Annotated in this window: 28 protein-coding genes; 12 read left to right on the top strand and 16 right to left on the bottom strand. The window is 64.4% G+C overall.

Going from position 1 to position 24522, the window contains the following annotated elements; genetic code table 11:
• The first annotated feature begins 85 nt into the window (after nt 1-85).
• The 5 genes from LB541_RS08090 to LB541_RS08070 all read left to right on the top strand — a co-directional run bounded on the left by LB541_RS08090 (nt 86) and on the right by LB541_RS08070 (nt 3882).
• Nucleotides 86-1186: a saccharopine dehydrogenase family protein gene (locus LB541_RS08090; protein ID WP_224618146.1), complete on the top strand. Its 1101-nt coding sequence runs from the start codon at nt 86-88 to the stop codon at nt 1184-1186.
• A 111-nt stretch (nt 1187-1297) separates the two neighbouring features.
• Nucleotides 1298-1681 (top strand): RidA family protein, encoded by a 384-nt coding sequence (locus LB541_RS08085; RefSeq protein WP_140625361.1) that lies wholly within the window; start codon nt 1298-1300, stop codon nt 1679-1681.
• Nucleotides 1682-1694: 13 nt separating this feature from the next.
• Nucleotides 1695-2045, top strand: coding sequence for a VOC family protein (locus tag LB541_RS08080; protein ID WP_140625362.1), 351 nt, complete (start codon nt 1695-1697; stop codon nt 2043-2045).
• A 249-nt stretch (nt 2046-2294) separates the two neighbouring features.
• Nucleotides 2295-3398 carry a 3-isopropylmalate dehydrogenase gene (gene leuB, locus LB541_RS08075; protein ID WP_224618145.1) on the top strand — a complete coding sequence of 368 codons (1104 nt, stop codon included), beginning with the start codon at nt 2295-2297 and terminating at the stop codon, nt 3396-3398.
• 4 nt (nt 3399-3402) lie between these two features.
• Entirely contained in the window at nt 3403-3882 is a 480-nt protein-coding gene (locus tag LB541_RS08070; protein ID WP_140625364.1) for a GNAT family N-acetyltransferase, read from the top strand.
• Here LB541_RS08070 and LB541_RS08065 read toward each other — a convergent pair.
• From LB541_RS08065 to LB541_RS08055, 3 genes are all read right to left on the bottom strand, one after another.
• Nucleotides 3872-4543, bottom strand: coding sequence for a DUF805 domain-containing protein (locus LB541_RS08065; RefSeq protein WP_140625365.1), 672 nt, complete (start codon nt 4541-4543; stop codon nt 3872-3874). The two genes, LB541_RS08070 and LB541_RS08065, sit on opposite strands and share 11 nt — an antisense overlap.
• Before the next feature lie 72 nt (nt 4544-4615).
• Complete coding sequence (locus tag LB541_RS08060; RefSeq protein ID WP_140524562.1) at nt 4616-5329, bottom strand: DUF805 domain-containing protein; 714 nt, start codon at nt 5327-5329, stop codon at nt 4616-4618.
• A gap of 116 nt (nt 5330-5445) precedes the next feature.
• Nucleotides 5446-7308: a DEAD/DEAH box helicase gene (locus LB541_RS08055; RefSeq protein ID WP_224618144.1), complete on the bottom strand. Its 1863-nt coding sequence runs from the start codon at nt 7306-7308 to the stop codon at nt 5446-5448.
• A 170-nt stretch (nt 7309-7478) separates the two neighbouring features.
• Between LB541_RS08055 and LB541_RS08050 the strand changes: the two genes are divergently transcribed.
• Both LB541_RS08050 and LB541_RS08045 read left to right on the top strand, forming a co-directional pair.
• Nucleotides 7479-7664 carry a hypothetical protein gene (locus tag LB541_RS08050; RefSeq protein WP_224618143.1) on the top strand — a complete coding sequence of 62 codons (186 nt, stop codon included), beginning with the start codon at nt 7479-7481 and terminating at the stop codon, nt 7662-7664.
• Nucleotides 7665-7771: 107 nt separating this feature from the next.
• Entirely contained in the window at nt 7772-8806 is a 1035-nt protein-coding gene (locus LB541_RS08045) for an aspartate-semialdehyde dehydrogenase (RefSeq protein WP_224618142.1), read from the top strand.
• Nucleotides 8807-8982: 176 nt separating this feature from the next.
• On the opposite strand, the gene LB541_RS08040 is transcribed toward LB541_RS08045, so the two are convergent.
• Entirely contained in the window at nt 8983-9390 is a 408-nt protein-coding gene (locus LB541_RS08040) for an ACT domain-containing protein (RefSeq protein ID WP_140524566.1), read from the bottom strand.
• A 275-nt stretch (nt 9391-9665) separates the two neighbouring features.
• Here LB541_RS08040 and LB541_RS08035 point away from each other — a divergent pair, with 275 nt between their 5' ends.
• Nucleotides 9666-9929, top strand: coding sequence for a YMGG-like glycine zipper-containing protein (locus LB541_RS08035; RefSeq protein ID WP_140492153.1), 264 nt, complete (start codon nt 9666-9668; stop codon nt 9927-9929).
• A gap of 83 nt (nt 9930-10012) precedes the next feature.
• Here LB541_RS08035 and rpsP read toward each other — a convergent pair whose 3' ends face one another.
• The 6 genes from rpsP to LB541_RS08005 form a co-directional block, all read right to left on the bottom strand.
• Complete coding sequence (gene rpsP / locus LB541_RS08030) at nt 10013-10414, bottom strand: 30S ribosomal protein S16 (protein WP_140492156.1); 402 nt, start codon at nt 10412-10414, stop codon at nt 10013-10015.
• Between the two features lie 56 nt (nt 10415-10470).
• Nucleotides 10471-10797: a chorismate mutase gene (locus LB541_RS08025; RefSeq protein WP_140492160.1), complete on the bottom strand. Its 327-nt coding sequence runs from the start codon at nt 10795-10797 to the stop codon at nt 10471-10473.
• 7 nt (nt 10798-10804) lie between these two features.
• Entirely contained in the window at nt 10805-12388 is a 1584-nt protein-coding gene (gene ffh, locus LB541_RS08020) for a signal recognition particle protein (RefSeq protein WP_140625367.1), read from the bottom strand.
• 288 nt (nt 12389-12676) lie between these two features.
• Nucleotides 12677-13642, bottom strand: a complete 966-nt coding sequence (locus tag LB541_RS08015; RefSeq protein WP_224618141.1) for a CPBP family intramembrane glutamic endopeptidase — start codon at nt 13640-13642, stop codon at nt 12677-12679.
• Between the two features lie 171 nt (nt 13643-13813).
• Nucleotides 13814-14410: a DUF1236 domain-containing protein gene (locus LB541_RS08010; RefSeq protein ID WP_224618140.1), complete on the bottom strand. Its 597-nt coding sequence runs from the start codon at nt 14408-14410 to the stop codon at nt 13814-13816.
• A gap of 62 nt (nt 14411-14472) precedes the next feature.
• Complete coding sequence (locus LB541_RS08005) at nt 14473-15570, bottom strand: putative zinc-binding metallopeptidase (protein ID WP_140514034.1); 1098 nt, start codon at nt 15568-15570, stop codon at nt 14473-14475.
• 255 nt (nt 15571-15825) lie between these two features.
• Between LB541_RS08005 and LB541_RS08000 the strand changes: the two genes are divergently transcribed.
• A complete protein-coding gene (locus tag LB541_RS08000; RefSeq protein ID WP_140514033.1) occupies nt 15826-16626 on the top strand; it encodes a lytic transglycosylase domain-containing protein in 801 nt (266 codons plus the stop codon).
• A 184-nt stretch (nt 16627-16810) separates the two neighbouring features.
• On the opposite strand, the gene LB541_RS07995 is transcribed toward LB541_RS08000, so the two are convergent.
• Nucleotides 16811-18034: an argininosuccinate synthase gene (locus LB541_RS07995; protein ID WP_140492178.1), complete on the bottom strand. Its 1224-nt coding sequence runs from the start codon at nt 18032-18034 to the stop codon at nt 16811-16813.
• A 192-nt stretch (nt 18035-18226) separates the two neighbouring features.
• On the opposite strand from LB541_RS07995, the gene LB541_RS07990 reads away from it, so the two are divergent.
• On the top strand, nt 18227-18868 hold the full coding sequence (locus LB541_RS07990) for a LysE family translocator (protein WP_140492181.1): 642 nt from the start codon (nt 18227-18229) through the stop codon (nt 18866-18868).
• A 79-nt stretch (nt 18869-18947) separates the two neighbouring features.
• Here LB541_RS07990 and LB541_RS07985 read toward each other — a convergent pair whose 3' ends face one another.
• From LB541_RS07985 to rlmN, 3 genes are read right to left on the bottom strand one after another with little or no spacing between them, the layout of a single operon-like run.
• Entirely contained in the window at nt 18948-19400 is a 453-nt protein-coding gene (locus LB541_RS07985) for a hypothetical protein (protein WP_140628273.1), read from the bottom strand.
• Nucleotides 19397-19846 (bottom strand): hypothetical protein, encoded by a 450-nt coding sequence (locus tag LB541_RS07980; RefSeq protein ID WP_140580216.1) that lies wholly within the window; start codon nt 19844-19846, stop codon nt 19397-19399. The genes LB541_RS07985 and LB541_RS07980 overlap by 4 nt, the downstream gene beginning before the upstream one ends.
• The gene (gene rlmN, locus LB541_RS07975) at nt 19843-21078 is read right to left on the bottom strand and encodes a 23S rRNA (adenine(2503)-C(2))-methyltransferase RlmN (protein ID WP_140559217.1); all 1236 of its coding nucleotides are present in this window, start codon (nt 21076-21078) and stop codon (nt 19843-19845) included. The genes LB541_RS07980 and rlmN overlap by 4 nt, the downstream gene beginning before the upstream one ends.
• 266 nt (nt 21079-21344) lie before the next feature.
• Between rlmN and LB541_RS07970 the strand changes: the two genes are divergently transcribed.
• Entirely contained in the window at nt 21345-21644 is a 300-nt protein-coding gene (locus LB541_RS07970) for a hypothetical protein (RefSeq protein WP_140662671.1), read from the top strand.
• Between the two features lie 307 nt (nt 21645-21951).
• Nucleotides 21952-23304 (top strand): chloride channel protein, encoded by a 1353-nt coding sequence (locus LB541_RS07965; protein ID WP_224618139.1) that lies wholly within the window; start codon nt 21952-21954, stop codon nt 23302-23304.
• Nucleotides 23305-23358: 54 nt separating this feature from the next.
• Here the strand turns inward: LB541_RS07965 and LB541_RS07960 are convergent, their stop codons facing one another.
• Nucleotides 23359-23862 (bottom strand): invasion associated locus B family protein, encoded by a 504-nt coding sequence (locus LB541_RS07960; RefSeq protein ID WP_140492199.1) that lies wholly within the window; start codon nt 23860-23862, stop codon nt 23359-23361.
• Nucleotides 23863-24136: 274 nt separating this feature from the next.
• On the bottom strand, nt 24137-24499 hold the full coding sequence (locus tag LB541_RS07955; protein WP_140554788.1) for a YkvA family protein: 363 nt from the start codon (nt 24497-24499) through the stop codon (nt 24137-24139).
• Nucleotides 24500-24522 lie beyond the last annotated feature (23 nt).

Genomic DNA, 24522 nt, shown 5'->3' with positions numbered 1-24522 from the left:
ATTTCGTACAATTCCACGCTTCCTTTCGTCCGGCAAGCCGCGATTGTAGCGGGACAAATCAACTGTCGGGCGAGGGAACCGGGTCATGAAGAAAATTGTTGTCGTTGGCGCCGGCAAGATCGGCTCGACCATTGCCGAGATGCTGTTTTCAACCGGGGACTATCACGTCACTCTCGTTGACCGCTCGGCCGCGCAGCTTGCCGCGGCCGAATTGCCTGACGGGGTCGAGACGCTGGAACTCGACATCGCGGCGGGCACGCTGGAAGCTGCGCTCGCCGGAAAATTCGCGGTGCTCAGCGCCGCTCCCTTCCATCTGACCACGCGCATCGCCGAAGCCGCCGCAAGCGCCGACGTGCATTATCTCGACCTCACCGAGGACGTCGTCTCGACCCGGCGCGTGAAGGAACTGGCGCGTTCGGCCAACAGCGCCTTCATTCCGCAATGCGGGCTGGCGCCGGGCTTCATCTCGATCGTCGCCAACGACCTCGCCAGCCGTTTCGATACGCTGGAGAGCGTGCGCATGCGGGTCGGCGCGCTGCCGCAATATCCTTCGAACGCGCTGAACTACAATCTGACCTGGAGCACCGACGGCGTCATCAACGAATATTGCGAGCCCTGCGAGGCGATCGTCGAGGGCGAGCTGGTCGAGGTGCCGCCGCTGGAGGAGCGCGAGGAATTCTCGCTCGACGGGGTAACCTACGAGGCCTTCAACACCTCGGGCGGGCTCGGCACTTTGGCCGAGACGCTGAAGGGCAAGGTGCGCACGCTCAACTATCGCACCATCCGCTATCCCGGCCACGCCGCCATCATGAAGGCGCTACTCAACGATCTCGGCCTGCGTCACCGCCGCGAGGTGTTGAAGGACATTTTCGAAAGCGCGCTGCCAGCGACGCTGCAGGACGTGGTCATCGTCTTCGTCACCGTCTCGGGGCGCAAGAACGGCCGCCTGCTGCAGGAGACCTACGCCAACAAGATCTATTCGAAGCGGGTCGGCCAGACGGTGCGCAGCGCCATCCAGATCACCACGGCATCCGGAATCTGCGCCGTGCTCGACATGCTGGCCGACGGTACCTTGCCGGCGACCGGCTTCGTCAAGCAGGAGGACATCGCGCTCGACGCCTTCCTCGCCAACCGCTTCGGCCGGGCCTACGCCCAGCACGAGATGGTCAGCCGGCTGGCGAGCTGAGGCCCAGCGGACGATCAAGGTCATCGGGACAACGGCCAGCTCCGTCTGGCCTATGGCCGCGCGAGGCTTTTGCCCGCAAAGTGGTTGCCAACACCCCTTTGCGAGGATGCCATGCGAAAGCTGATCTCCACCGGTTCGCCCTTCGAGAAGACCGCCGGCTATTCGCGCGCCGTGGTGCAGGGCGACTGGTGTTTCGTGTCCGGAACGACCGGCTATGACTATGCCTCGATGACGATGCCGGAAACAGTCGAGGCCCAGACGCGCAACTGCCTGGCAACCATCGCCAAAGCCTTGCTGGACGGCGGCTTCGATATGGAGGATGTGGTGCGCGCGCATTACTACATAACCGACCAGGCCTTCGTCGACGTGGTGTTCCCCATTCTCGGCGAAGCGTTCGGCGAGATCAGGCCGGCGGCGACGATGATCGTGTGCCAGCTCAACAGACCGGAGATGAAGATCGAAATCGAGGTGACGGCGCTTCGGCGCACAGACTGAGGAGGCCAATGCCATGAAGGTGCGGCGCATCGTAGCCAATATCGAAACAAAGGATGCGGCATCGGCGAGGCGCTTCTACCACGACCTGCTCGGCCTCGATATGCTCATGGATCAAGGCTGGATCGTCACCTACGGGTCCGAGGAAAGGATGCAGGTACAGGTCAGCTTCATGGCGCAAGGCGGGTCGGGCACGCCGGTGCCGGACCTGTCGATCGAGGTCGACGACGTTGATGCCGCACTCGACGCCATGAAGGCAGCCGGCTTCGCCATCGAATACGGACCGGCCGACGAGCCTTGGGGCGTGCGGCGCTTCTATGTGCGCGATCCTTTCGGCCGGCTGGTCAACATTCTCTCGCATCGGTGAATATCTGCAAAGCGCCGAGGCGACTGCTGACCTGGACATGCTGGCGGGACAGCGCCCCCCTCTGGCCTGGCGGCCATCTCCCCCTCAAGGGGGGAGATTACGCGCTTAGCCGCCTTCGCCAATTGTTCCTCCTTGCGTCGCAACCGCTTGGCGTTTAGCAAGGCCGCGGTCGCACAGCGCCGCGCGCCTCATTGGCGCGCAAAGGATGCTGTGCAAAATCGAAACGCATTCTTTCTGGGACGGCTCTCCATGGCTTCGAAACATCTCTTCTTGCTCCCCGGCGACGGCATCGGGCCCGAGGCCATGGCCGAGGTCAAGAAGCTGATAACGGCCATGAACGAGAGGCTCGGCAGCGGCTTCGCCACCGACGAGGGGCTGGTCGGCGGCTGCGCCTACGATGCACATGGTGCCGCGATTTCCGATGCCGACATGGAAAAGGCTGTTGCCGCCGACGCCGTGCTGTTCGGGGCCGTCGGCGGGCCGAAATGGGATGCCGTGCCTTACGAGGTTCGCCCCGAGGCCGGCCTGCTGCGCCTGCGCAAGGACATGGAGCTGTTTGCCAATCTCAGGCCCGCGATCTGCTATCCGGCGCTGGCGGCGTCCTCCTCGCTGAAGCAAGAGGTGGTCGAAGGCCTCGACATATTGATCGTGCGCGAACTGACCGGCGGCGTCTATTTCGGCGAGCCCAAGCAGATCATCGATCTCGGCAACGGCCAGAAGCGCGGCATCGACACCCAGGTCTACGACACGTTCGAGATCGAGCGCATTTCGGGCGTCGCCTTCGAATTGGCGCGCACGCGCAAGAACCATGTCACCTCGATGGAAAAGCGCAACGTCATGAAGTCCGGCGTGTTGTGGAACGAGGTCGTCACCCAGACCCACAAGGCCCGATATTCCGACGTCAAGCTCGACCACATGCTGGCCGATGCCGGCGGCATGCAACTGGTGCGCTGGCCCAAGCAGTTCGACGTCATCGTCACCGATAACCTGTTCGGCGACATGCTGTCCGATATCGCCGCCATGCTGACCGGCTCGATCGGCATGCTGCCTTCCGCCTCGCTCGGCGCGCCTGATGCCAAGACCAAGAAGCGCAAGGCGCTTTACGAGCCGGTGCACGGTTCGGCGCCCGATATCGCCGGCAAGGGCATCGCCAACCCGATCGCCATGATCGCTTCCTTCGCCATGTGCCTGCGCTATTCCTTCGCCATGGTCGATGAAGCCGACAAGCTCGAAGCGGCAATCGCTGCCGTGCTGGACGACGGGCTGCGCACCAAGGACATCCTCTCGGCTGGCATGACCGAGGTCGGCACGGTCGAGATGGGCGACGCGATCATCGCCAAGTTCCTGGGCTGAGCCCATGACGGTCGACGTCCGCTGGGCGACGACCGGCGACGCGACGGCGCTCGCCACAATGCTGTGCGACATGGCGGTGCACTACCGGCAGCCGCCGCTCGACCACGAGCGCGCCTTGTCGGCGGCACGCAAATGGCTGGATGAGGAAAGCCCGGCCTATCCGCATTTCGCGCTGGCCTTCATCGGGGCCGAGATCAGCGGCCTGGCGTCGGTAGCGATCGCGCATCCCGGCATCGACCTCGAGCGGCTATTGTTCCTCAAGGATCTGTTCGTGCGCGACAAGGCTCGCAACGCTGGGGTCGGCCGGGCGCTGGTCGGCTTTCTCGCCGACCATTGCCGACGCAACGGCATCGGCCGCATCGACCTGACCACCGAGGACTGGAACGAAGGCGCGCTGCGCTTCTACGACCGGCTTGGCGAACGCCACGGTCAGAAGATCTTTCTCAGGCTTTCGGGCGAGGCGCTGGGGGCGGTCAGACCCTGACGCCCGCCGGCACCGGTCCCCAAGGATTTTCGCCCAGCTGAGGCGGCATAAGCCCGAAGACTAGCACGGCGATGCCGCCAATGAGCGGGATGAAGCAAAGCAGGGCAAACCAGCCGCTCAGGCCGGCGTCATGCGCACGCCGTACGAGGAGCGCAATGCAAGGCAGGATCAATCCCGAAAGGAACACCAGTAGGGGTATGAACCCTATGAACCCCATCGGCGTCCTGTCCGCGTTGGTTTCGAAGCCGTTGATCGCCAGTTCAACAAGTATCCCGAAGCCGAAAAGCGCGAGCACCCCGAGGGTGTAGAATAGCCAGAAGGCCCAGAATTCCTTGCGGCGGGAGCGTCCGGTGAAATTGCCATAATCCGCGATCACCGCGCGCCAGAAATAAGCCCACAACCCTGTGGAGTAGGCGGGCCGGCTTCGGGCAGAACGGCTGGTCTGCCGTGGCTGATTGGTGGTTGACGACGATGCGGCCGAGGCCGTGGCGACAATATTGTGCGCCGTGCCGTCGCCCGGCTGGAACTCGACAAGGGTACCCTTGTCGAGGGGCAGTTCCAGGCTGAAATCGATACGGGAAAAGATGTAGCGTTTGCCGTCGGTTCCGTTGATGTAACCGTAGTCCTGGCCTTCGTCATAGTGGAACACCGTCCCGCGCATGCTCTGCCCCATTTCACATTGCGTCGCGATACGCTACTCAAGGTTGCATATAATTGCAATACGCACGCAGAGCTACGTTCTGGCGCCCGCCGGCACCGGTCCCCACTGGTTCTCCCGGGCCTGGGTCGGGATGAGCGCGAAGACCAGGATGATCAGGCTGCCGATGGTGGGGATCAGGATCACCAGGAAAAGCCAGCCGGTCAGGCCGATATCGTGCAAGCGACGCACGGTCATGCCGAGGCCAGGCAGAAAGGTCGCAAGTAGGAAAAGGCCGAACAGGCCAATCGTCACCGCCGGCATTTCAGCGTCGTCGAGATTGCCCATCGCGGCATCGGCGAAAATGCCGATGCCGGTCACTGCCAGCAGCGCGACGAACCAGAACAGGCAATAGGCCCAGTATTCCTTGCGGCGGGCGCGGCCGGTGAAGTTGAAATAATTCTCGGTGATGCCGCGCCAGAAATAACCCCACAGGCCGGGCTCGGCCGGCCCGGTGCTGGCGGCGCGGCCAAAATGCCGCGGCTGTGCGATTTGAGCAGCGGAAGAGACGGACGCACCGGTTCGCGCATGGGCGGCGGCGGCCACGCCGGTTGGAGGCGCGGATTGGGCGCCGGCCGGGAAGATGTCGCGCGCCTGACCGCCGCCGGGCTGGAATTCAACGGCCGTGCCTCGGGCAATTGCGATTTCGCGGCGCAGATCCTCACGCGCGAACGTATAGCGCTCGCCATCCGCCCCGGTGATGAAGCCGAAGCCCTGGGTCTCGTCATAGTGAAGAACTTCGCCGCGCATGCCCCGACCCCCCGAACGCCCGACCAGACTGTTCAAAGTTCCGGCGGATCGCAAGGGGCGGGCATGAAAATGCGACGGCTGGCCCGACAGCATCGTGACGATATGGCCGGGAGATATCAGCTCGGCCGCTTCTTCGCCTTCTTGTGTTTCGGCGGTCCGGCGTTGTCGAATTTCGGCTTGCCCGGCTTTTTCGCCCAGGGCTTCGCGTCCGATGCGGCGGGGCGCTGGTCGCCAGCCGGCGCGCGCTTCTCGAATTTGCGCTTCGGCGCGTTCGGGTCGAACGGCGCCTTGCCGCGATGCGGTTTCTTGTCCGGACCTGGCGGCTGGTAGCCGGCGCGCGACAGGTCCGGCATGCCGTCCAGCCGTTTCACCACGATGTTACCCTGCAATTTGCGGTCGGGACCAACGGCGGCGAGGAAACGGTCGGCCCAGTCGGCGGCGATCTGCACGAAGGTCTCTTCCGGCTGCATCTTGATGGCGCCGATCTCGCGCTTGGTGATGCTGCCGGTGCGGCACAGCATCGGAATCAGCCAGCGCGGCTCGGCATTCTGCCGGCGCCCGACCGACAGCGAAAACCAGACGCTGGCGCCGAAATCGTCGCGGCGGCTGGGCGCCTCGTCGCGGCGCGCGAAGTTTTCGCCCGCCGGTCTTTCACGCGACGGCGTGAACGGCGCGACGTCCATCAGATCCTCTGGCGCCGAGCGGCTCGAGCGGCACAGCCGCACGAAGGCGGCCGTCACCTGCTCGGCGCCGTGCTTGGCGAGAAGCGCGTCGATGAAGCCGCGTTCGTCGTCCTTCACCGGTTCATCGAAGGTGGGATCGGCAAGGATGCGCTCGTCATCGCGGCGGATCACGTCGTCGGCGGATGGCGGACTTGCCCATGTCGCGGTCAGCTTTGCGCTCGCCAGCAGGCGTTCGGTTCGCCTGCGGGCGCTGTTGGGCACGATCAGCGCGCTGACGCCCTTGCGACCCGCGCGTCCGGTGCGGCCGCTTCGGTGCAGCAGCGCTTCCGGGTTGGTCGGCAGGTCGGCATGGATGACCAGCTCCAGATTGGGCAGGTCGATGCCGCGCGCCGCGACGTCGGTGGCGATGCAGACCTTGGCGCGGCCATCGCGCATCGCCTGCAGCGCGTGGCTGCGTTCGTTCTGGCTGAGCTCGCCCGAGAGCGCGACGACTGAAAAATTGCGGTTGTTGAAGCGTGCGGTGAGATGGTTGACGGCGGCACGGGTGTTGCAGAACACCAGCGCGTTTTTCGCCTCGTAGAAACGCAGCACATTGATGATGGCGTTCTCGCGATCGGCCTGGGCGACGCTGAGCGCCCGGTATTCGATGTCGAGATGCTGCTTCTCCTCGCCGGCGGCCGAGATGCGCACGGCGTCACGTTGATAGCCCTGGGCGAGGGTTGCGATGGAGCGCGGCACGGTGGCCGAAAACATCAGCGTGCGGCGCTCGGCGGGGGCGGCGTCGAGGATGAATTCCAGGTCCTCGCGAAAACCGAGATCGAGCATCTCGTCGGCTTCGTCCAGCACCACCGCCTTCAGCGCCGACATGTCGAGCGAGTTCCGCGTGATGTGGTCGCGCAGCCGACCGGGGGTGCCGACGACGATATGGGCGCCGCGCTCCAGCGCGCGCCGTTCGGTGCGCATGTCCATGCCGCCGACGCAGGAGGCGACCGTGGCGCCGGTCAGCTCGTAGAGCCATTCCAGTTCGCGCGTCACCTGCAGCGCCAGCTCGCGCGTCGGCGCCACCGCCAGCGCCAGCGGGGCCGCGGCATGGGCAAAGCGGTCGGCGCCGCCGAGGAGCGTCGGCGCCATGGCAAGGCCGAAGGCCACCGTCTTGCCGGAGCCGGTCTGCGCCGACACCAGCGCGTCGGCCTGGCCAAGTTCCAGGACCGCCTTCTGCACCGGCGTCAGTTCGGCATAGCCGCGTTTTTCCAGCGCCTTTGCCAGCGCAGGAACAAGTGCTTCGAAGTTGGACATCTCACTCTTTCGGAATTCAGGGCTTGCGCTCATCATGGAGCACATACAGGGCTGGCGCAGCGCCAGCCAGACGATCTCGCCCGTTCGTACTTGCTGGCGCCGCTCTTGTACAGGGCAGGCGGCACCGCCTTCCCTTCTCCCGCAAGGAGGGAAGGAAGAAACACCACTGATTGACTCCTGCCGCAAACCGCGTAAAAGCCCGCTTCGAACGGGATCGTTTTTCGATGCGCGGCCTTTTGATGGCTCTTCTTGCATTCGATGCCCCCAGCCGCAATGAGCATCATTGCGCCGGGCGTTTCGGCGCGTTCCCCCGTTCCAGCAAAGTAACGGCCAAAACCACCACCAAAACGGTGTGATTCCCTTGGCCTGACCACCCTCTCCCGGGTTCGGCCCGGGGGACGGAACCCGCACCTGGCCGGCGGGTTTTCTCCAACAACCAAGCGGAGAGGGATAGGAGATCTTTATGAGTTTCAAGGTTGCGGTAGTTGGCGCCACGGGCAATGTGGGCCGCGAAATGCTCAACATACTGGAAGAGCGCGGTTTTCCGGTCAGCGAAGTGGTGGCGCTTGCCTCGCGCCGCAGCCAGGGCACGGAAGTGTCGTTCGGCGACCGCACGCTGAAGGTCCGCGCACTCGACACCTACGACTTTTCCGACACCGACATCTGCATCATGTCGGCCGGCGGCAATGTCTCGAAGGAATGGTCACCCAAGATCGGCAAGCAGGGCTGCGTCGTCATCGACAATTCCTCGGCCTTCCGCTACGACGCCGACGTGCCGCTGATCGTCCCGGAAGTGAACCCGGATGCGATCTCGCTGTTCACCCGCAAGAACATCATCGCCAACCCGAACTGCTCGACGGCGCAGCTCGTCGTGGCGCTGAAGCCGCTGCATGACGCGGCCACCATCAAGCGCATCGTCGTGGCCACCTACCAGTCGGTGTCGGGCGCCGGCAAGGAAGGCATGGACGAGCTGTTCACGCAGACCCGCGCCGTGTTCGTCGCCGACCAGGTCGACGTCAAGAAGTTCACCAAGCGCATCGCCTTCAACGTGATCCCCCATATCGACGTTTTCCTCGATGACGGCTTCACCAAGGAAGAGTGGAAGATGGTCGCCGAGACCAAGAAGATGCTCGATCCCAAGATCAAGCTGACGGCGACCTGCGTGCGCGTGCCGGTGTTCCTCGGCCATTCGGAAGCGGTCAACATCGAGTTCGAGAACCCGATCACCGCCGACGAGGCGCGCGACATCCTGCGCGAGGCGCCGGGCTGCCAGGTCTTGGACAAGCGCGAGGACGGCGGCTACATCACGCCGCTGGAATCGGCCGGCGAGGACGCCACCTTCATCTCGCGCATCCGCGAGGATTCGACCATCGACAACGGCCTGTCGATGTGGATCGTTTCCGACAATCTGCGCAAGGGCGCCGCCCTCAACGCAGTGCAGATCGCCGAACTGCTGGTCGAGCGCGGCCTGATCCAGCCGAAGAAGAAGGCAGCCTGACGGCTGTTTGGCTTTCGCTCGCGGGCCGCACCGCCGCTGCCGCGGCTGGCCCTCCGCGAGGGCGCCGGACGACCGGCGGCCCGCAGTCGCGGGCTCGGCCTTCGGCCGTTAGCTCACCTTCCCCCCGTCCTTATATGGGGAGAAGGTGCCGGCAGGCGGATGAGGGGGGCGCCGGCCTATGTCCGATTTTCCGCCGCCAGTTCCCGCAGCAACCTCATCGCTTCCTCGGCCCGGTCGACCGGCACGAACAGATGGTCATGATAGAAGGCGGAGACGGGATTGACGCCCATGCCGGCGGCGGCGAGGCGTGCGGTGATGGCGGCGAGGAAGCCGACGGCTTCCAGCGACGAATGGATGTTCAGCGTTATCATGCGGCAGCGGAAAACGGCTTCCAGCCCGGCTGCCTGCGCCTCGTCTTCGGGCAGGATCAATGTCGTGCCTTCGCATTCGCGAAACAGCATGACCGCTTCGAGTCCTTCCGGAACCGATACACCCGCCGGCAGCGTGGCGAAGACATGGATGCCGGCAATCAATTGCGGCATCATCGACGCCAGCAATGTCTTCAGATCTGTCTCTCCGGCCATCTCGCCTGCTCTTGTCTGACGGGCCACGCCCGCCGGCTCTTCATATACGCGACCGAAGCGCGCCGATAGCCACGCCGGCGCGCTACACGGACAACCCGGCGAGAGACTGCGCCGCGGCGTGGGAACATCAACGATTTCACATGCTTGCCGGAGATCGGCATGGCCTTGGCAGGCGCGGCGAAGCGCCGGCCTTCAATGTCTAGGGATCAAATCGGCCGCCTGGGAGTTAGGAACATGGCGGCGAGGACGGCGATCCCCGTGAGAGAGGAACGACAATGAAGAAAATCATGACCATTCTGGTGCTGACGGCAGCGCTTGGCGCCTGTTCGCAGACGGAAAAAGGCGCGGCCGTCGGCGGCCTGGGCGGAGCAGCGGTCGGCGCGGCGGTGGCGGGCGATCCCGTCCAGGGCGCCGTGGTCGGCGGCGCGGTCGGTGCCGTGGCCGGCGCGCTGATCGGGCGGGCCAGCGAACCGGGCCGCTGCCGTTATCGCGACAGCCGCGGCCATGTCTATGTCGATCGTTGCCCGAGCGGCTATTGAGCGGCAGCATCCGCACAATGAATTCGAAATAGAAAACGGCGGGCTAAGGGCCCGCCGTTTCGAAAAAGCCGATCGATGATCGATTACTCGGCCGTGGCGGGCTCCGCCTCGGCCGGCGCGGCCGCAGCCGCCGCGACGGCGGCAGCGGCATCGTCCTGCGCCTTCTTCAGAAGCGCGGCGCGCTCCTGCGCCTTCTTGCCGGGCTCGGCCTTCTTCGGGTTGGAACGGGCGTCGCGCTTGGCGAGGCCGGCCTCGTCGAGGAAGCGCAGCACGCGGTCGGTCGGCTGGGCGCCGTGCGACAGCCAGTGCTTGACGCGCTCGGCGTCAACCTTGACGCGCTCGCCGTCCTTCGGCAGCAGCGGGTTCCACGAGCCGAGCGACTCGATAAAACGGCCGTCGCGCGGCGAGCGCGCGTCGGCGACGACGACGTGGTAATAGGGACGCTTCTTCGAGCCCGCGCGGGCCAGTCTGATCTTCAGTGCCATTTCTTATCTCCTAAAAGCTCTGATTTCGTTGATTGGGTTGCGGCTAAATCTTTGTTTCAGCCGGTTTTCGTCACGCCGTTGGCAGCGGCGATCTGTTCGTGGTGGCGGATCACTTCGCGGACGACGAAATTGAGGAATTTCTCCGCGAAATCCGGGTCGAGATGCGCATCATCCGCCAGCTGGCGAAGACGGGCGATCTGCTGCTGTTCGCGCGCCGGGTCGGCCGGCGGCAAGCCATGCTCGGCCTTGAGCAGGCCGACCGCCTTGGTGCAGCGGAAGCGCTCGGCCAGCATGTGGATGAGGGCGGCATCGATGTTGTCGATCGAAGCACGGTAGCCGGCCAGGATGGTGCGGGCGTCCGCCATGTCCTTTTCCTCGTTCATCGCGTCCTCACTTCTTCTTGCCGAGGCCAGGCAGGCCACCGCCGCCGAGACCGGGAAGTCCGGGAAGCTTCATGCCGCCGGGCAAGCCGGGCAGGCCACCGCCGCCGGTAAGGCCGCTGGGCAGGCCCTTCATGCCGGCGGCCTGCGCCTGCTTCTGCAAGGCTTCGAGCTGCTTGGGATCCATCTTGGAGAGGTCAGGCATGCCGCCCATGCCACCGGGCATCATGCCGCCGAGGCCCATCTTGGAGGCGAGCCCGCCCATCATGCCGCGCATCAGGCCGCCGCCTTTGCCCTTGCCGCCCATCGCCTTCATCATGTCGGCCATGCCGCGATGCATCTTCAAGAGCTTGTTGATCTCGGCCGCGTCGGTGCCGGAGCCGGCGGCGATGCGCTTCTTGCGCGAGTGCTTGAGAATGTCGGGGTTGGCGCGCTCGGCCTTGGTCATCGAGGAGATGATGGCGAGCTGGCGGCCGAACATCTTGTCGTCGAGACCGGCGGCGGCCATCTGGTCCTTCATCTTGCCCATGCCGGGCATCATGCCCATGATGCCGCCCATGCCGCCCATTTTCGACATCTGCTGAAGCTGCTGGGCGAGGTCGTTCAGGTCGAACTTGCCCGACTGCATCTTTTTGGCCATCGCCGCCGCCTGCTCGGCGTCGATGTTCTCGGCGGCTTTTTCGACAAGCGAAACGATGTCGCCCATGCCCAGGATGCGGTCGGCGATACGCTTGGGGTGGAATTCCTCCAGCCCGTCCATCTTCTCGCCGGTGCCGATCAGCTTGATCGGCTTGCCGGTGACGGCGCGCATCGACAGCGCGGCGCCGCCACGGCCGTCGCCGTCCATGCGGGTCAGCACCAGTCCGGTGATGCCGACACGCTCGTCGAAGCTCTTGGCCAGGTTGACGGCGTCCTGGCCGGTCAAGGAGTCGGCGACCAGCAGGATCTCGTGCGGGCCCGACACCTTCTTGATGTCGGCCATCTCGACCATCAGCGGCTCGTCGATATGGGTGCGGCCGGCAGTGTCGAGGATGACCACGTCGTGGCCGCCGAGCCTGGCTGCCTGCACGGCGCGCTTGGCGATATCGACCGGGTTCTGGCCGGCGACGACAGGCAGCGTCGCCACCTTGACCTGCTCGCCGAGCTGGCGCAACTGCTCCTGCGCGGCGGGGCGCCGCGTGTCGAGCGAGGCCATCAGGACCTTCTTGTTCTGACGCTCGGTGAGCCGCTTGGCGATCTTGGCCGAGGTCGTCGTCTTGCCGGAACCCTGCAGGCCGACCATCATGACGACGACAGGCGCCGGTGCGTTGAGGTCGACGGCGACGCCTTCGGCGCCGAGCATGTCGACCAGTTCGTCATGCACGATCTTGACGACCATCTGGCCGGGCTTGATCGACTTCAGCACCGCCGCGCCGACCGCCTTCTCGCGCACCTTATCGGTGAAGGAGCGCACCACTTCCAGCGCCACGTCGGCCTCGAGCAGCGCACGGCGAACCTCGCGGAGCGCCGCCGAGACATCCGCCTCCGACAGCGCGCCGCGGCCGGTCAGGCCGTTCAGGATGGAGCCAAGGCGCTCCTGAAGTGATTCAAACATTCTGTTTCCTTTTCCCTGGCAACCGGATGGTGCCCGAGAGGTAATGCGTTCGCGCCAAGTGTCCAAGTCTCGTGGCAAGCAAAAGCCAAAACCAAAAAGCACCCGGGGGCGCACAGCGCTGCCGGGTGTTGGCCTCCAGGATCTGTTTACAGCACTTGGCCTCAAAGAGGCTTCGGCGTCCTGGTCGGCTTGCTCGGAGGGATACTCGTCGCGGAATTCGGGCTGTAGACAGGAAAACGGCCGCGGAGTCAAGACAAGGACCGTTCCGCCGGTCTCCCCGCGCAGCAATCAGGGCGCCTTCGTTCCGTCTGCAGGTTCGGCCGAGACGCTCAGCGGCGAGCGCGGATGCAAAAGCAGCAGGGCCGTCAGCAGGCTGCAGGCGATGCCAATCATGGCGATGAGGACCGCGTCCGACGTCGCCCAGCCCAGCCCTTCGAGTGGTCTGGCGGTAAACAAGGCGAAGGAATTGTAGCTCTCCTGATGCGAGATCAGCAGGAAGCCGGTCAGATTGTTGCCGAGATGGGCGCCGAGGGCCGCGCCGAGATTGCCGGTGGCATAGACGACGAGCGTCAGAAGCAGTGCAAAAGCGGCGATCGAGACCAGCACGCAGGCGTTGATGGCGGCCGAGGCGTTCGCGCTCCAGTGCAGCGAGGTGAACAGCAGGCCCGGCAGCAGCGCCCAGACGAACGGGCTCCTGAACCGGTAGGCAAGGCCGCGCAGCAGGTAGCCTCGGAACAGCACCTCTTCCGATGATGTCTGCAGAAAAGTGAGCGCGAGAATCGGGATCAGGAACAGCAGCCAGGACGACAGGGCGATCGAGCCGCGCGCGATCTCGGGCTGCATCAGGTAGAGCAGGACCTCGGACACAAGCGACGTGACCAACACCGCGACCAGTCCCTTGACGAAGCCCGAGCGTGAAATGCGACGGCTGTTGCCGAGGAGCGCCGACAGCTTCTCGCCATGCACCCAGCGCATGGCGATCCACAAGCCGATCCAGATGCCGGCGAAAGACGTCAGCGCGGTGAGAATGCCGATTGGCGACGCAAGGAAACCCTGCATGCCGCCGGCGGGCGCAGCCGCGCCTTGCGCTGTCCGCCAGGCGAAAAAGGCATAGGTGCCGCCCAGCAGCACGACCGCCGTCGACACGGCCCAGAACAGGACGACGATCCCTGTCCCGAGAAGCAGGCGCGGCAGGGTCGTCTTTTCGTTGGCTGTGTTTCGATAATGCTCGAAGGCGGCAGGATCCGATATCACGCTCTCTCGCAAGCTGGTGCTTCGCGTCGCATGATCTATGGGATCGGACGGTTCTGCGCAATCATTCCTGTTCGGTACGCCCCGCCAGCCTTCGGCGCATTCACGCCGCCCTCGCCTGCCTGCCGGCAGGCGAAAGGCATGCTCCGTGATTAACCCCGTGTCCTATCCGCCTCAACGCACCACATACACGATGCGCCGCGTCTGCGGGTCGATCAGCGCCGGCTGGCCGTTCACATAGACGTAGCGGTAGTCGTAATCGGGGATCTCGCGCAGTTCGACGCTCTCGGGCAATACGGCCCCGGTGACCACCTCGCCCTCAAGATAGACAGGGTCGACGCGATGCCTGTCGACATAGGTCCTGACTTCGGCGGGAGGCTGCGGGATGGCGTCCTCGACCGGCTCGCCGGCGATGATCGAGCCGGTGTAATCGGTGGAATAGCCCTCGGGCGGCGACACGACGGCGACGCTGGAGCCGAGCGGACGTCGCGTCAACACGACCCGGTTGCCGCCGAAATCAGCCGTCACATAGTCCGAATAAACCCAGCCCTGGCCACCGGCTTCGGCGATGGTGCACCATTTGCTGTTTTCGATGCAGCCATTGAGCGTCGCCGACTGGCCGGCGGCGAGCACGCCGATGACAGGATATTGCGGGCCCGGGCCAGCGCGGACGTTGAGATCGGTGATCGCGGAGACGGGGGTGTCGGCCATGGCGGCGCCCGAGAAGAGCGCGAGCATTCCGGCGACCGCGGGAAACAATACGGATTTCATGGTTTCTCTCCGTTTCATGGTCCCTCGGCAGCGAAAACGGGAGAGCGGCGCATGCGTTCCAGCTAAAATGTTGAAGCCAACTCACGATTTGTTCCCGTTTCTTGCGGCAGGCCGGTCAGAAGGTCGTGAACGAAGGCCAGTTTGCGCGCCGCGACATCCGAGATGACGAAAGGGTAGAGGTCGGGCAGGCCCATGCAGCGATTGATGGAATTGGAGGCTTCCGACAGCACCAGCCAGCGCGACAGGATCTTCTCGAACGGTTCGGGAGGAGGCGTCGGTTCGGACGGCGCCGCCTGCAATACGCCCCCGGTGTCGCCCTGCGGCAATTCGTTGGCTTCCACCGTCTCCAGACGGCCGAGCGGGAAGTTCAGCGCATGGACCATTTCCAGCGTGTCGGTGATGTGCAAATGGTGGGCCCAGCTTTCGGCCCAATCCTCCCAGGGATGGGAGGTGGCATAGGGCGAGATGTGGCGTTGCTGCCAGTCGGGTGGGGCACCATTGGCATAGTGGTTCTTCAATGCCTGCTCGTAGCCGGTGCGCTCGTCGCCGAACAGCGCGCGGAAGGCGTCAAGCCTTTGCGGATCGTCGCGGATCAGCCGGTCCCAGTAGTAGTGGCCGAGTTCGTGGCGGAAATGGCCGAGCAAGGTGCGATAATTCTCGCCCATTTCAACGCGCCGCCTTTCGCGCTCGGCGGAGTCGGCTTCGGCGACGTTGAGGGTGATCAGGCCATTGTCGTGGCCGGTCAGGATGCGCTCGCCGCCCGGGCCGCCGCCGATCGGATCGGCAAGGAAGTCGAAGGCAAGGCCGGCCTCGTCGGCGGGGTTCCGCTTGGGCGTCACCGGCAGTCCGAAAGCCAGCAGCGAATAGACCGCGCGCTTCTTCGCCGCCTCGACCCGTATCCAGCGGCGGCGGTTGCCGTCGACGGAGAGGTCCGGGATCAGCTGGTTGAGCGCGCAGGCGCGGCAGAAGGGCTGTCCCGGCTCGGCCATCCAGTTGCAGGCGCATTCGTCGGCGTTGGCGCATGGGGAGCCGCCGTCGGCACCGGACAGGGCAAAGCAGGCGCGCTGCGGATCATAGAGCACGGCACTGGAGCAGTTCAGGCACCGGGCGTTCTCGAAATAGAGACGATGGCCGCAATGAGGACAGTCGAAGAGTTTCATCTCGGTCTCGGACCAGGGAACAGGGGAAGGCGCGTCGTGCAAAACGCCGGCCGACAGACGTCGTTCCCGACTGTGACGTCATTGAGCAACATGGCGCAAGGATCGTCAGGCCATGGGTGGTTCTTGCCACAATATTTGCTTGATCGTAGGCAAATTCCCTTCCATTGGCCAGCTTGCGCGCGCGACAGTGACAAGTGCGCGTTTCACTGGCAAATTCCGGCCGGGACGTGATTCAGGCAACCAGGAGAGAACAACATGGCATTTCTTGCCAAAGGTAAGATGTTTGCAGCGGCCACTGTGGTGGCGATGCTTGCGCTGGCGACGGGCGCACAGGCGGCGGCCAGCTGTGGCAAGACCGGAGCCGGCTTCGATGCCTGGAAGCAGGACTTCGCAGCGGAGGCCAGGGCCGAGGGCGTGGGTTCGAGAGGACTGGCCGCCCTGGCCGGCGCGACCTACGCGACCAGGACCATTTCCGCGGACCGCGCCATCCACAAGGCTTTCAGCGGCTCGGTGGAAGCCTTCATGAAGCGCCGCGGCGGGGCGGCGATCATTTCCAGGGGCCGGGCGCTGAAGAAATCGAATGCGGCGCTGTTCGACAAGATCGAACGGACCTACGGCGTCTCGCCGGGCGTGCTGCTTGCCATCTGGGGCATGGAGACGGGCTTCGGCGCCTCCATGGGCAACCAGAACACGGTGTCCGCCATTTTGACGCTTGCCTATGACTGCCGCCGTCCGGATTACTTTCAGCCGCATGCCATTGCGGCGCTGAAGCTGGTCGATCGCGGAACGTTGACCGCCTCGTCGGTCGGGGCCATGCATGGCGAGATCGGCCACACGCAGTTCCTGCCCGGAAATGTCCTGAAATATGGGGTGGGCAGCGGAAACCTGCGCGACAAGAGCACCGCGCTGGCATCCACGGCCAACTTCCTCAAGGCGCACGGTTGGCAGGCCGGCGCGAGTGCTCAGTCGAATATGGGTGCAATTGCCGGCTGGAACTCGGCGAGTGTCTATCAACAGGCCATCGCCCGTATCGCCACGGCGATCGATGGCGAGTGATCGTTAGGGCAGTTCACCGTTTCACGGAAACGGCGAACCGCTCATGTCTTTGTTTTTGCGCAATTCCCAAGGGAAAGCGCTGCGCGCTTTTCTCGGGAAAACCGTACACACTTTCCTGGAATTGCTTTTCAGCAGAAAGCCCGGCCGCGTTGCCGGGTTTCCTGTTCGCTGACCGGTAGAGCGGTCAGTCCCGGCGGTTGCGCGCCGCCAAGGTCCGCAGCCTCAGCGCATTGAGGCGGATGAAGCCGGCGGCGTCCTTCTGGTCGTAGGCGCCGCGGTCGTCCTCGAAGGTCACCAGCGCGTCGGAATAGAGCGTCTTCTTCGACTTGCGGCCGGTAACGATGACATTGCCCTTGTAGAGCTTCAGACGCACCGTACCTTCGACATCCTCCTGGCTCTTGTCGATCATCGTCTGCAGCATCAGCCGCTCGGGCGCGAACCAGAAGCCGTTGTAGATGAGTTCGGCGTAGCGCGGCATGAACTCGTCCTTGAGGTGGGCAGCTCCCCTGTCGAGCGTGATCGATTCGATGGCTCGGTGGGCAGCGATAAGGATGGTGCCGCCGGGGGTCTCGTAGACGCCGCGCGACTTCATGCCGACGAAGCGGTTCTCGACGAGGTCGAGCCGGCCGATGCCGTTGTCGCGGCCGAGATCGTTGAGGGCGGCGAGCATGGTTGCCGGCGACAGCTTCTTGCCGTCGAGCGCGACCGGATCGCCCTTCAGGAACTCGATCTCGATCTCGGTGACCTTGTCCGGCGCGTCCATGGGCGAGACGGTGCGCTGATGGACGAATTCCGGCGGCTCGCTCCACGGGTCCTCAAGCACCTTGCCCTCGGAAGAGGAATGCAGGAGATTGGCGTCGACCGAGAACGGCGCGTCACCCTTCTTGTCCTTCGGCACCGGAATCTGGTGCTGCTCGGCGAAGTTGATGAGGTCGGTGCGCGACTTGAACGACCAGTCGCGCCAGGGCGCGATGACCTTGATATCGGGATTGAGCGCATAGGCCGAAAGCTCGAAGCGCACCTGGTCATTGCCCTTGCCGGTGGCGCCGTGGGCGATCGCGTCGGCGCCGGTCTCCTTTGCGATCTCGACGAGGTGTTTCGAGATCAGCGGCCGGGCGATCGAGGTGCCGAGCAGATAGGTCCCTTCGTAGACGGCGTTGGCGCGGAACATCGGGAAGACGAAGTCGGCAACGAATTCCTCGCGCACGTCGACGATGCGGATGTCCTTGATGCCCATCATCTCGGCCTTGCGGCGCGCCGGCTCCAATTCGCCGCCCTGGCCGAGGTCGGCGGTGAAGGTGACGACCTCGGCGCCGAGCTCGGTCTGCAGCCATTTCAGGATGATTGATGTGTCGAGGCCGCCGGAATAGGCGAGCACGACCTTCTTGACGTCTTTTGTTTTCGACATTTGCTGTTTCCGCGACAAGAGTTCTCGGCCGGCGAGGTATCACGCCGTTTCCGGTCACCGCAAGGGATGAACGGGGCAAGGCGCGGAGAAACAGGCATACGGGACAGCTGGATCATCCTTTCCGTCGCACAGCCGCTGGCAACGGCAGGCCCCGTTCATTATAGCTGCGTATCGAAAGTCAACGGGCCTACCATGTCCTTCATTCCCGACACCGCAACGCTGATCCAGTTCGCCATCGCCACGGTCATCCTGGCGATCACGCCGGGGCCGGACATGACGCTGTTCGTCTCGCGCACGCTGAGCCAGGGCCGCGCCGCAGGCTTCGCCTCGATGGCGGGGGCGCTGTGCGGCACGCTGATCCACACCACGCTGGTGGTGGTCGGCGTCTCGGCGCTGATCGTCGCCTCGCCGATGGCCTTCTTCGTGCTGAAGATCTTCGGCGCCGGCTATCTCGTCTTCCTGGCTTGGCAGGCGATCACCAAGGGTTCGGCCTTCTCGCCGGAGAAGAAGACGGGCCCGCAAATCTCGCTGTTCCGGAGCTGGATGGTGGGGCTGGGCGTCAACCTGCTCAACCCGAAGATCATCCTGTTCTTCATGACCTTCCTGCCGCAATTCGTCTCCGCGCATGATCCGCACGCGCCGGGAAAGCTGTTCTTCCTCGGCGCCATGTTCGTGGTGCTCTCGACCCCGGTGACGACCCCGATGGTGCTGGCGGCGGAGAAATTCTCGGCGGCGATGAAGGCCAGCCCGCGCGTGACGCGGGTGGTCGACTATCTCTTCGCCGGCGTGTTTTCCGCGTTCGCGCTCAAAATCCTGACTGCCCAGGCGAAGTAGGATTTTGCTGTTCGCTGCTGATCTCTTCCGAACCGGAGGTCAGCAAAGCTCCCTGCTTACGTGGGCGCTCGGTTCGAGGTCAGGGTTCGGCTTTCCACCAGGTTCCGGCCCAGCGCCCGGCGCTGAGCCAATAGAAGATGCCCCCGACCATGCCGCCGCCGATGACGGCGGCCATGGCGCGCGGCTCGGTGACGGCGAATGGCGTGTCGCCCATCTGGTCGGCGAAGCCGAGGAAGACGGCGGCGACGATCGCACCGGCCAGCGCATAGAACAGCCAATCGCGCCGGCCGAGAATCTCGGCGATCAGAATCACGAGGGCCGCCGGCATGAAGGCGAAATAGGCGGCAAACAGCGCGACGAAGGGGATCGAGAAATAGAGCGAGGCGGTCGCCGCCGGCTCCGCATGCGCCGGCGTGTAGCCGAGGGAGGCCAGGAACAGGACATTGAGGAACGCGCTGGCCGCCAGCGCGGCGACGGCATAGCCGAACAGGATGACGGCAAGGCGCACGATATAGGCGACGAGACGGGTCATTGCGAATCCCGGCGTAAGGGATGGCCGGACTTGCGCCCGGCCAGAAACCAGTAGACCGAACCGGCGGCAATGCCGGCGGTGGCCAGGAACCCGAGAAAGCCCGGGTTGAAAACAAACCCTCCGGCCGAGCCCGGGACAAGAACCCCGAATGCGATGGACGTGATCGCGCCCGTGGCCGCGAAGTAGAACCAGCCCCGAAGCGACAAGCGTTCGGCCATGAAGATCGCGGGGCCGACGATCAACAGCGCGCAGACCGCCACCGTCGCTACCGCGAGCGGGAAGGAAACCAGCCAGTCGAATGCGAAAACGATGGACCAGTTGCCATATTCGAGCCCTTCCAGAAGAGCGATCAGCAGCACAGGCACCAGGATCGAGGTCAGCACGGCGGCGATATAGCCGACTGCTATGAAGACGAAGCGCTTGAGCCCGGCGACGAGACGCCTCACGCCTCGCCGTGCCCCGCGATCATCATGGCTTCCAGCGCCAGCCGGTCGACTTTGCGCATGCGCTCCGATTCCGATTTGAGCTGGCCGCAGGCGGCGAGGATGTCGCGGCCGCGCGGCGTGCGGATCGGCGAGGCATAGCCGGCGTTATTTATGTAGTCGGCGAATTTCTCGATCGTCTCCCAGTCCGAGCACTGGTAGTTGGTGCCGGGCCAGGGGTTGAACGGGATCAGGTTGATCTTGGCCGGAATGCCCCTGAGCAGCTTGACCAGCGCCTTGGCGTCGTCGAGGGAATCGTTGACGTCCTTCAGCATCACATATTCGAAGGTGATGCGCCTGGCGTTCGACAGGCCGGGATAGGCGCGGCAGGCGGCGATCAGCTCCTTGAGCGGATATTTCTTGTTGATCGGCACCAGAAGGTCGCGCAGATCGTCATTGGTGGCGTGCAGCGAGATGGCGAGCATGACGCCGATCTCCTCGCCGGTGCGGAAAATCTCCGGCACCACGCCTGAGGTCGACAGCGTGATGCGGCGCTTCGACAGCGAAAGGCCGTCGCCGTCGGAAGCAATCAGCAGCGCCTTCTTGACCGCCTCGAAATTGTAGAGCGGCTCGCCCATACCCATCATGACGATGTTGGACACTTTGCGGCCCTCGGCCGGCACGATGGCGCCGTCGGGCGTGTCGCGGTCGGGGAAATCGCCGAGCCGGTCGCGCGCGGTGAGCAACTGGGCGAGGATTTCCTCGGCAGTCAGGTTACGCACCAGCTTCTGCGTGCCCGTGTGGCAGAAGGAGCAGGTCAGCGTGCAGCCGACCTGCGAGGAGATGCAGAGCGTGCCGCGGCCTTCCTCGGGGATGTAGACAGTCTCGATCTCGACCGGGCGGCCGGCGCCGCGCGGCGGGAAGCGGAACAGCCATTTGCGCGTGCCGTCGGCGGAGATCTGCTCTTCGACGATCTCGGGCCGCGCCACGGTGAAATGCTTGTCGAGTTCGGCGCGAAGATCCTTGGAGATGTTGAACATGCCGGCGAAATCGGAGACGCCGCGCACATACATCCAGTGCCAGAGCTGCTGTGCACGCATTTTTGCCTGGCGCTCCGGCACGATGCCGGACGCGACGAGCGCCTCGCCCAGTTCGGCGCGCGTCAGGCCGATCAGCGACGGCTTTTCCGGCTGTGTCGCGCGGGCACGCAACGCGTCACGGGCGCCTTCGGCGGTCAGGTCGAATGAAAGGGTCATGGTTGCACTGATATAAGCGGTTTGCGGCCGATTTCATCCATCGGCCTGATATGAAGGGCGGCCCATAGCACAGCTTGGCGGCGGAGTCATGCGATGGCGAGGCGATCCGTGCGCCGACCGATTGACAGATGCGCCGGCCGGTCAGACCTGCGGTCCGTGCTTTTCGCCCGAAAACGGATCACTTGATCGTGTTGAAGTAACGGTTCTCACCGCGCGTTCGAACCCTGAATGGGGCAACCATGCCCTGACAAATGGGAGTATGCACGATGAACTCTATCAAGCTCACCGTCATTGCCAGCTTCGTCGGCCTTTGCGCCTCGCAGGCATTTGCCGAAGACGCGATGGGCACAATGACCATGATGAAGGCAGGGCAAGTCACGGCAATCATGCCGGACGGGCATATGGGCACCATGACGCCGGACCCGAAAATGAGTGCCGAGATGATGAAGATGGCAAAGCCGATCAAGCACTGCATGATGATGATGACCGACGCCAAGGGCAAAGCCTTCATGATCGACACGTCGACCAAGAAGGCTCAGGCGGAATGCGAAAAAATGGCCATGTGAAGCCTGCCGTCGATCGATATTCCCGCCGGCTCGAAGGTCGGCGGGAGCCCATCCGAGCCTTGTTCCCGCAGACCACTCAGCACACGCAGGTCGAGATATCCACCTGTCGGTGTTGAGGGTGTCTCAAGATCAATGCGGAAATGACGATCATTGCGCCGAACCGGCATAACTCATGGTTCCTTGTTCATGGTGCCAAACCGCAGCCATGGACTTTTGCTCCACGTCCGTCTTCCATTTCACGTTTGATGCGAACGCTTGATCGAGGCCATGCCTGTGTTAGGGCTGGGGCTCCGTCGAGAGGACAGACATGGCCGGTACAGTGCGAAAATACCCCTTGCTGCGGCGTTCGCGCGCGATGTGGGGCTCTCGCCGGGTGTGGCAGCCGCGGCTGGTGTTCTGGGCCGGCGCGATCTGCATCGGCGTGATCAGCGTGCTGTTCGCGGTGCTCGCCGACAAGGCGCAGGCGCTGTTCCATGCCATGACCGGCGATGACGGCGGCTGGCGTTTCTATCTGCCGCTGGCGATCACGCCGGTCGGCTTCGTGCTGTGTGCCTGGCTGGCGCAAGCCTTCTTCCCGGGCTCGCAAGGCAGCGGTATTCCGCAGGCGATCGCGGCGCGGCATCTGCGCGACGACGACCGTGGCCACATCCTGTCGCTGAAGCTGGTCGCGGGCAAGATCGCGCTCACCCTGGTCGGCCTGTTCTGCGGCGCTTCGATCGGCCGTGAGGGACCGACCGTGCAGGTCGGCGCGTCGTTGATGCTGCAGGCGGCACGCTGGGGCGGCATGGCGCAGGCGCGCGGCCTGATCCTGGCCGGCTCGGCCGCCGGCATCGCGGCCGCCTTCAACACGCCGCTGGCCGGCATCGTCTTCGCCATCGAGGAAATGGGCCGCACCTACGAAGCGCGGACCAACGGGCTGGTGCTGACGGCGGTGATCCTGGCCGGCATCGCCTCGCTCGGCCTGCTTGGCAACTACACCTATTTCGGTGTCTCGAAGGAGACGATCTCGTTTGCCGCCGAGTGGCCGCTTGTGATTGCCTGCGGCGTCATCGGCGGCGGCCTCGGCGCGCTGTTCTCGCTCCTGGCACTGAAGGCGACGCGCCGGATCCGACGCTGGAACACGGGGCAGCCCTTGCGGCGCGTCCTGCTGGTCGCCGCCATCTGCGGGCTCGGCGTCGCGGCGATCGGCATCGCCTCGGGCGGCTTGACCTTCGGCACCGGCTACGCGCAGGCGCGCGGCGCCGTTGAAGGCACGCCGCTGCCCTGGTTCTTCTTCGCCGAGAAGTTCCTTGCCGGGCTGCTGTCGATGGTCTCGGGCATTCCGGGCGGCATCTTTGCGCCTTCGCTTTCGGTCGGCGCCGGCATCGGCAGCTCGCTCGGCCTCGCCTTCGGCGCCAGCACGGGTGCGGCCGCGTTGCTCGGCATGGCCGGTTATTTCGCCGGCGTCGTGCAGGCGCCGATGACGGCCTTCGTCATCATACTGGAGATGACCGGCAATCACGACAATGTCATCGCGCTAATGCTGGCCTCGATGCTGGGCTACGGCACGGCGCGCATGATCTCGCGCGAGCCACTCTATCACGCGCTGTCGCGCGTCTTCATCGCGGAAGCGATCCGCCGGCGCAGGGCGGAGGCGGCGCCGGAACCAGGTCCGGCGTGAAAAACAAAGGCCGGACTCAAGGGTCCGGCCTCTCTGTTCAAAGCGAAATTTCGACTATTTGCAGTTGGCGATCGACGACAGCGCCGCCGAGATGCCTTTCAGCGAGAAGACGTAGGAGGTGGTGTTGCCGCGGCCGGACTTGGCCTGCACCTTCATGTCGGTGCCGGATTTCATGGCGGCGATCAGCACCGGCTCCTCGGCGGCGTTCTCGACCCAGGCCGACTTGCCGCGCGTGAACATCGAAAACGTCTTCTTGTCGATTGTGACGGTGGCCTTGGAGTTTTCCTGGAAAGTGTAGCCGGCGATGAATTGCGGCTCGTAGGACACCTGCTGGCCGGGCCGCTGGCTGACGAAGAAGAACATGTCGCCATGGTCGAGCGTCGGCGGCTGCTTGTCGGTCGGCACGGTGAGGACATAGCAGACCTTGCCGCCCGATGCCTGGTAGCTGTAGGTGCCCCAGGCATTGTGCTGGCCGATCTTGGTCGCCTGCTGTGCCATCGCCGGCGCTGCGAAGGCCACCAGGACCAGGCTCGAAACTGTCGCAATCAATCCGCGCATCGTTTTTCCCGTATTCCAAATGGTGCGGAGGCGGGCCGCGTGGCGTCCTGCCGTCGCTTCATTTTGATTTAATCTGGGTTACCAAACGGTGAATTACCTCTGAGAAAAGGACGCTCACCCCAGGAAACCGCCGCCGTCTTCGCGCCGCCGCCTTTCAAGCGGCGGGCGCGATGTCCCTTCGGCGACTTGGAGGGCATGAAAGCGGCAAGAGTTTGACTTTCCACAAGCCCTCTGAACGCTGGTGTCCAGCGCGCGCGAAGGCCGGTTCCAGGGCTCAGCCCTTGTCCGATATGGCGTCCTTGGCGGCCTGCCGGTGCGCCGGCGTGATATGGGCGCTGACGGCGGTGATCGCGGCGGTGAGCACGGCGATATCGTCGGTGAAGCCGAGGCCGAGGATGAAGTCGGGGACCATATCCACCGGCAGGACGAAATAACCGAGTGCCGCCACCAGGATGCCTTTTGCGCGCAGCGGCGTGTTCTTGTCCATGGCGCAGTAATAGGCCGCGACGACATCTTCCATGAACGGGATCTGCCGCGCGGCCCTCTTGGCCGTGCGCCAGAATTTCTCGCGCACCTCGCCCTCACCGCCCAGCCTGTCGCCAAAGCCGAAGAAATCAAAACCGGATTTTTGCGCCATCAATTTCTCCTTGCGGGCTCATG

Origin of the sequence: Mesorhizobium sp. BR1-1-15, from assembly GCF_020165475.1 — a bacterium.
GTDB lineage: Bacteria > Pseudomonadota > Alphaproteobacteria > Rhizobiales > Rhizobiaceae > Mesorhizobium.
This window is presented reverse-complemented; position numbering and strand designations above follow the sequence as displayed.

Bases quoted from the DNA above. Each gene is read 5' to 3' on its own strand.
- LB541_RS07985 (WP_140628273.1), bottom strand. From the start codon at position 19,400: ATGACCCGTCTCGTCGCCTATATCGTGCGCCTTGCCGTCATCCTGTTC.
- LB541_RS08065 (WP_140625365.1), bottom strand. From the start codon at position 4,543: ATGCGCGGGACGGTGTTCCACTATGACGAAGGCCAGGACTACGGTTAC.
- rlmN (WP_140559217.1), bottom strand. From the start codon at position 21,078: ATGACCCTTTCATTCGACCTGACCGCCGAAGGCGCCCGTGACGCGTTG.
- LB541_RS08055 (WP_224618144.1), bottom strand. From the start codon at position 7,308: ATGTCCAACTTCGAAGCACTTGTTCCTGCGCTGGCAAAGGCGCTGGAA.
- LB541_RS07960 (WP_140492199.1), bottom strand. From the start codon at position 23,862: ATGCGCGGATTGATTGCGACAGTTTCGAGCCTGGTCCTGGTGGCCTTC.
- LB541_RS08060 (WP_140524562.1), bottom strand. From the start codon at position 5,329: ATGCGCGGCGAAGTTCTTCACTATGACGAGACCCAGGGCTTCGGCTTC.
- LB541_RS08040 (WP_140524566.1), bottom strand. From the start codon at position 9,390: ATGGCCGGAGAGACAGATCTGAAGACATTGCTGGCGTCGATGATGCCG.
- ffh (WP_140625367.1), bottom strand. From the start codon at position 12,388: ATGTTTGAATCACTTCAGGAGCGCCTTGGCTCCATCCTGAACGGCCTG.
- LB541_RS08090 (WP_224618146.1), top strand. From the start codon at position 86: ATGAAGAAAATTGTTGTCGTTGGCGCCGGCAAGATCGGCTCGACCATT.
- LB541_RS08085 (WP_140625361.1), top strand. From the start codon at position 1,298: ATGCGAAAGCTGATCTCCACCGGTTCGCCCTTCGAGAAGACCGCCGGC.
- LB541_RS08005 (WP_140514034.1), bottom strand. From the start codon at position 15,570: ATGAAACTCTTCGACTGTCCTCATTGCGGCCATCGTCTCTATTTCGAG.
- LB541_RS07970 (WP_140662671.1), top strand. From the start codon at position 21,345: ATGAACTCTATCAAGCTCACCGTCATTGCCAGCTTCGTCGGCCTTTGC.
- LB541_RS07995 (WP_140492178.1), bottom strand. From the start codon at position 18,034: ATGTCGAAAACAAAAGACGTCAAGAAGGTCGTGCTCGCCTATTCCGGC.
- LB541_RS08035 (WP_140492153.1), top strand. From the start codon at position 9,666: ATGAAGAAAATCATGACCATTCTGGTGCTGACGGCAGCGCTTGGCGCC.
- LB541_RS08080 (WP_140625362.1), top strand. From the start codon at position 1,695: ATGAAGGTGCGGCGCATCGTAGCCAATATCGAAACAAAGGATGCGGCA.
- LB541_RS08045 (WP_224618142.1), top strand. From the start codon at position 7,772: ATGAGTTTCAAGGTTGCGGTAGTTGGCGCCACGGGCAATGTGGGCCGC.
- LB541_RS08010 (WP_224618140.1), bottom strand. From the start codon at position 14,410: ATGAAATCCGTATTGTTTCCCGCGGTCGCCGGAATGCTCGCGCTCTTC.
- leuB (WP_224618145.1), top strand. From the start codon at position 2,295: ATGGCTTCGAAACATCTCTTCTTGCTCCCCGGCGACGGCATCGGGCCC.
- LB541_RS08000 (WP_140514033.1), top strand. From the start codon at position 15,826: ATGGCATTTCTTGCCAAAGGTAAGATGTTTGCAGCGGCCACTGTGGTG.
- LB541_RS07965 (WP_224618139.1), top strand. From the start codon at position 21,952: ATGGCCGGTACAGTGCGAAAATACCCCTTGCTGCGGCGTTCGCGCGCG.
- LB541_RS08070 (WP_140625364.1), top strand. From the start codon at position 3,403: ATGACGGTCGACGTCCGCTGGGCGACGACCGGCGACGCGACGGCGCTC.
- LB541_RS07990 (WP_140492181.1), top strand. From the start codon at position 18,227: ATGTCCTTCATTCCCGACACCGCAACGCTGATCCAGTTCGCCATCGCC.
- rpsP (WP_140492156.1), bottom strand. From the start codon at position 10,414: ATGGCACTGAAGATCAGACTGGCCCGCGCGGGCTCGAAGAAGCGTCCC.
- LB541_RS07955 (WP_140554788.1), bottom strand. From the start codon at position 24,499: ATGGCGCAAAAATCCGGTTTTGATTTCTTCGGCTTTGGCGACAGGCTG.
- LB541_RS08025 (WP_140492160.1), bottom strand. From the start codon at position 10,797: ATGAACGAGGAAAAGGACATGGCGGACGCCCGCACCATCCTGGCCGGC.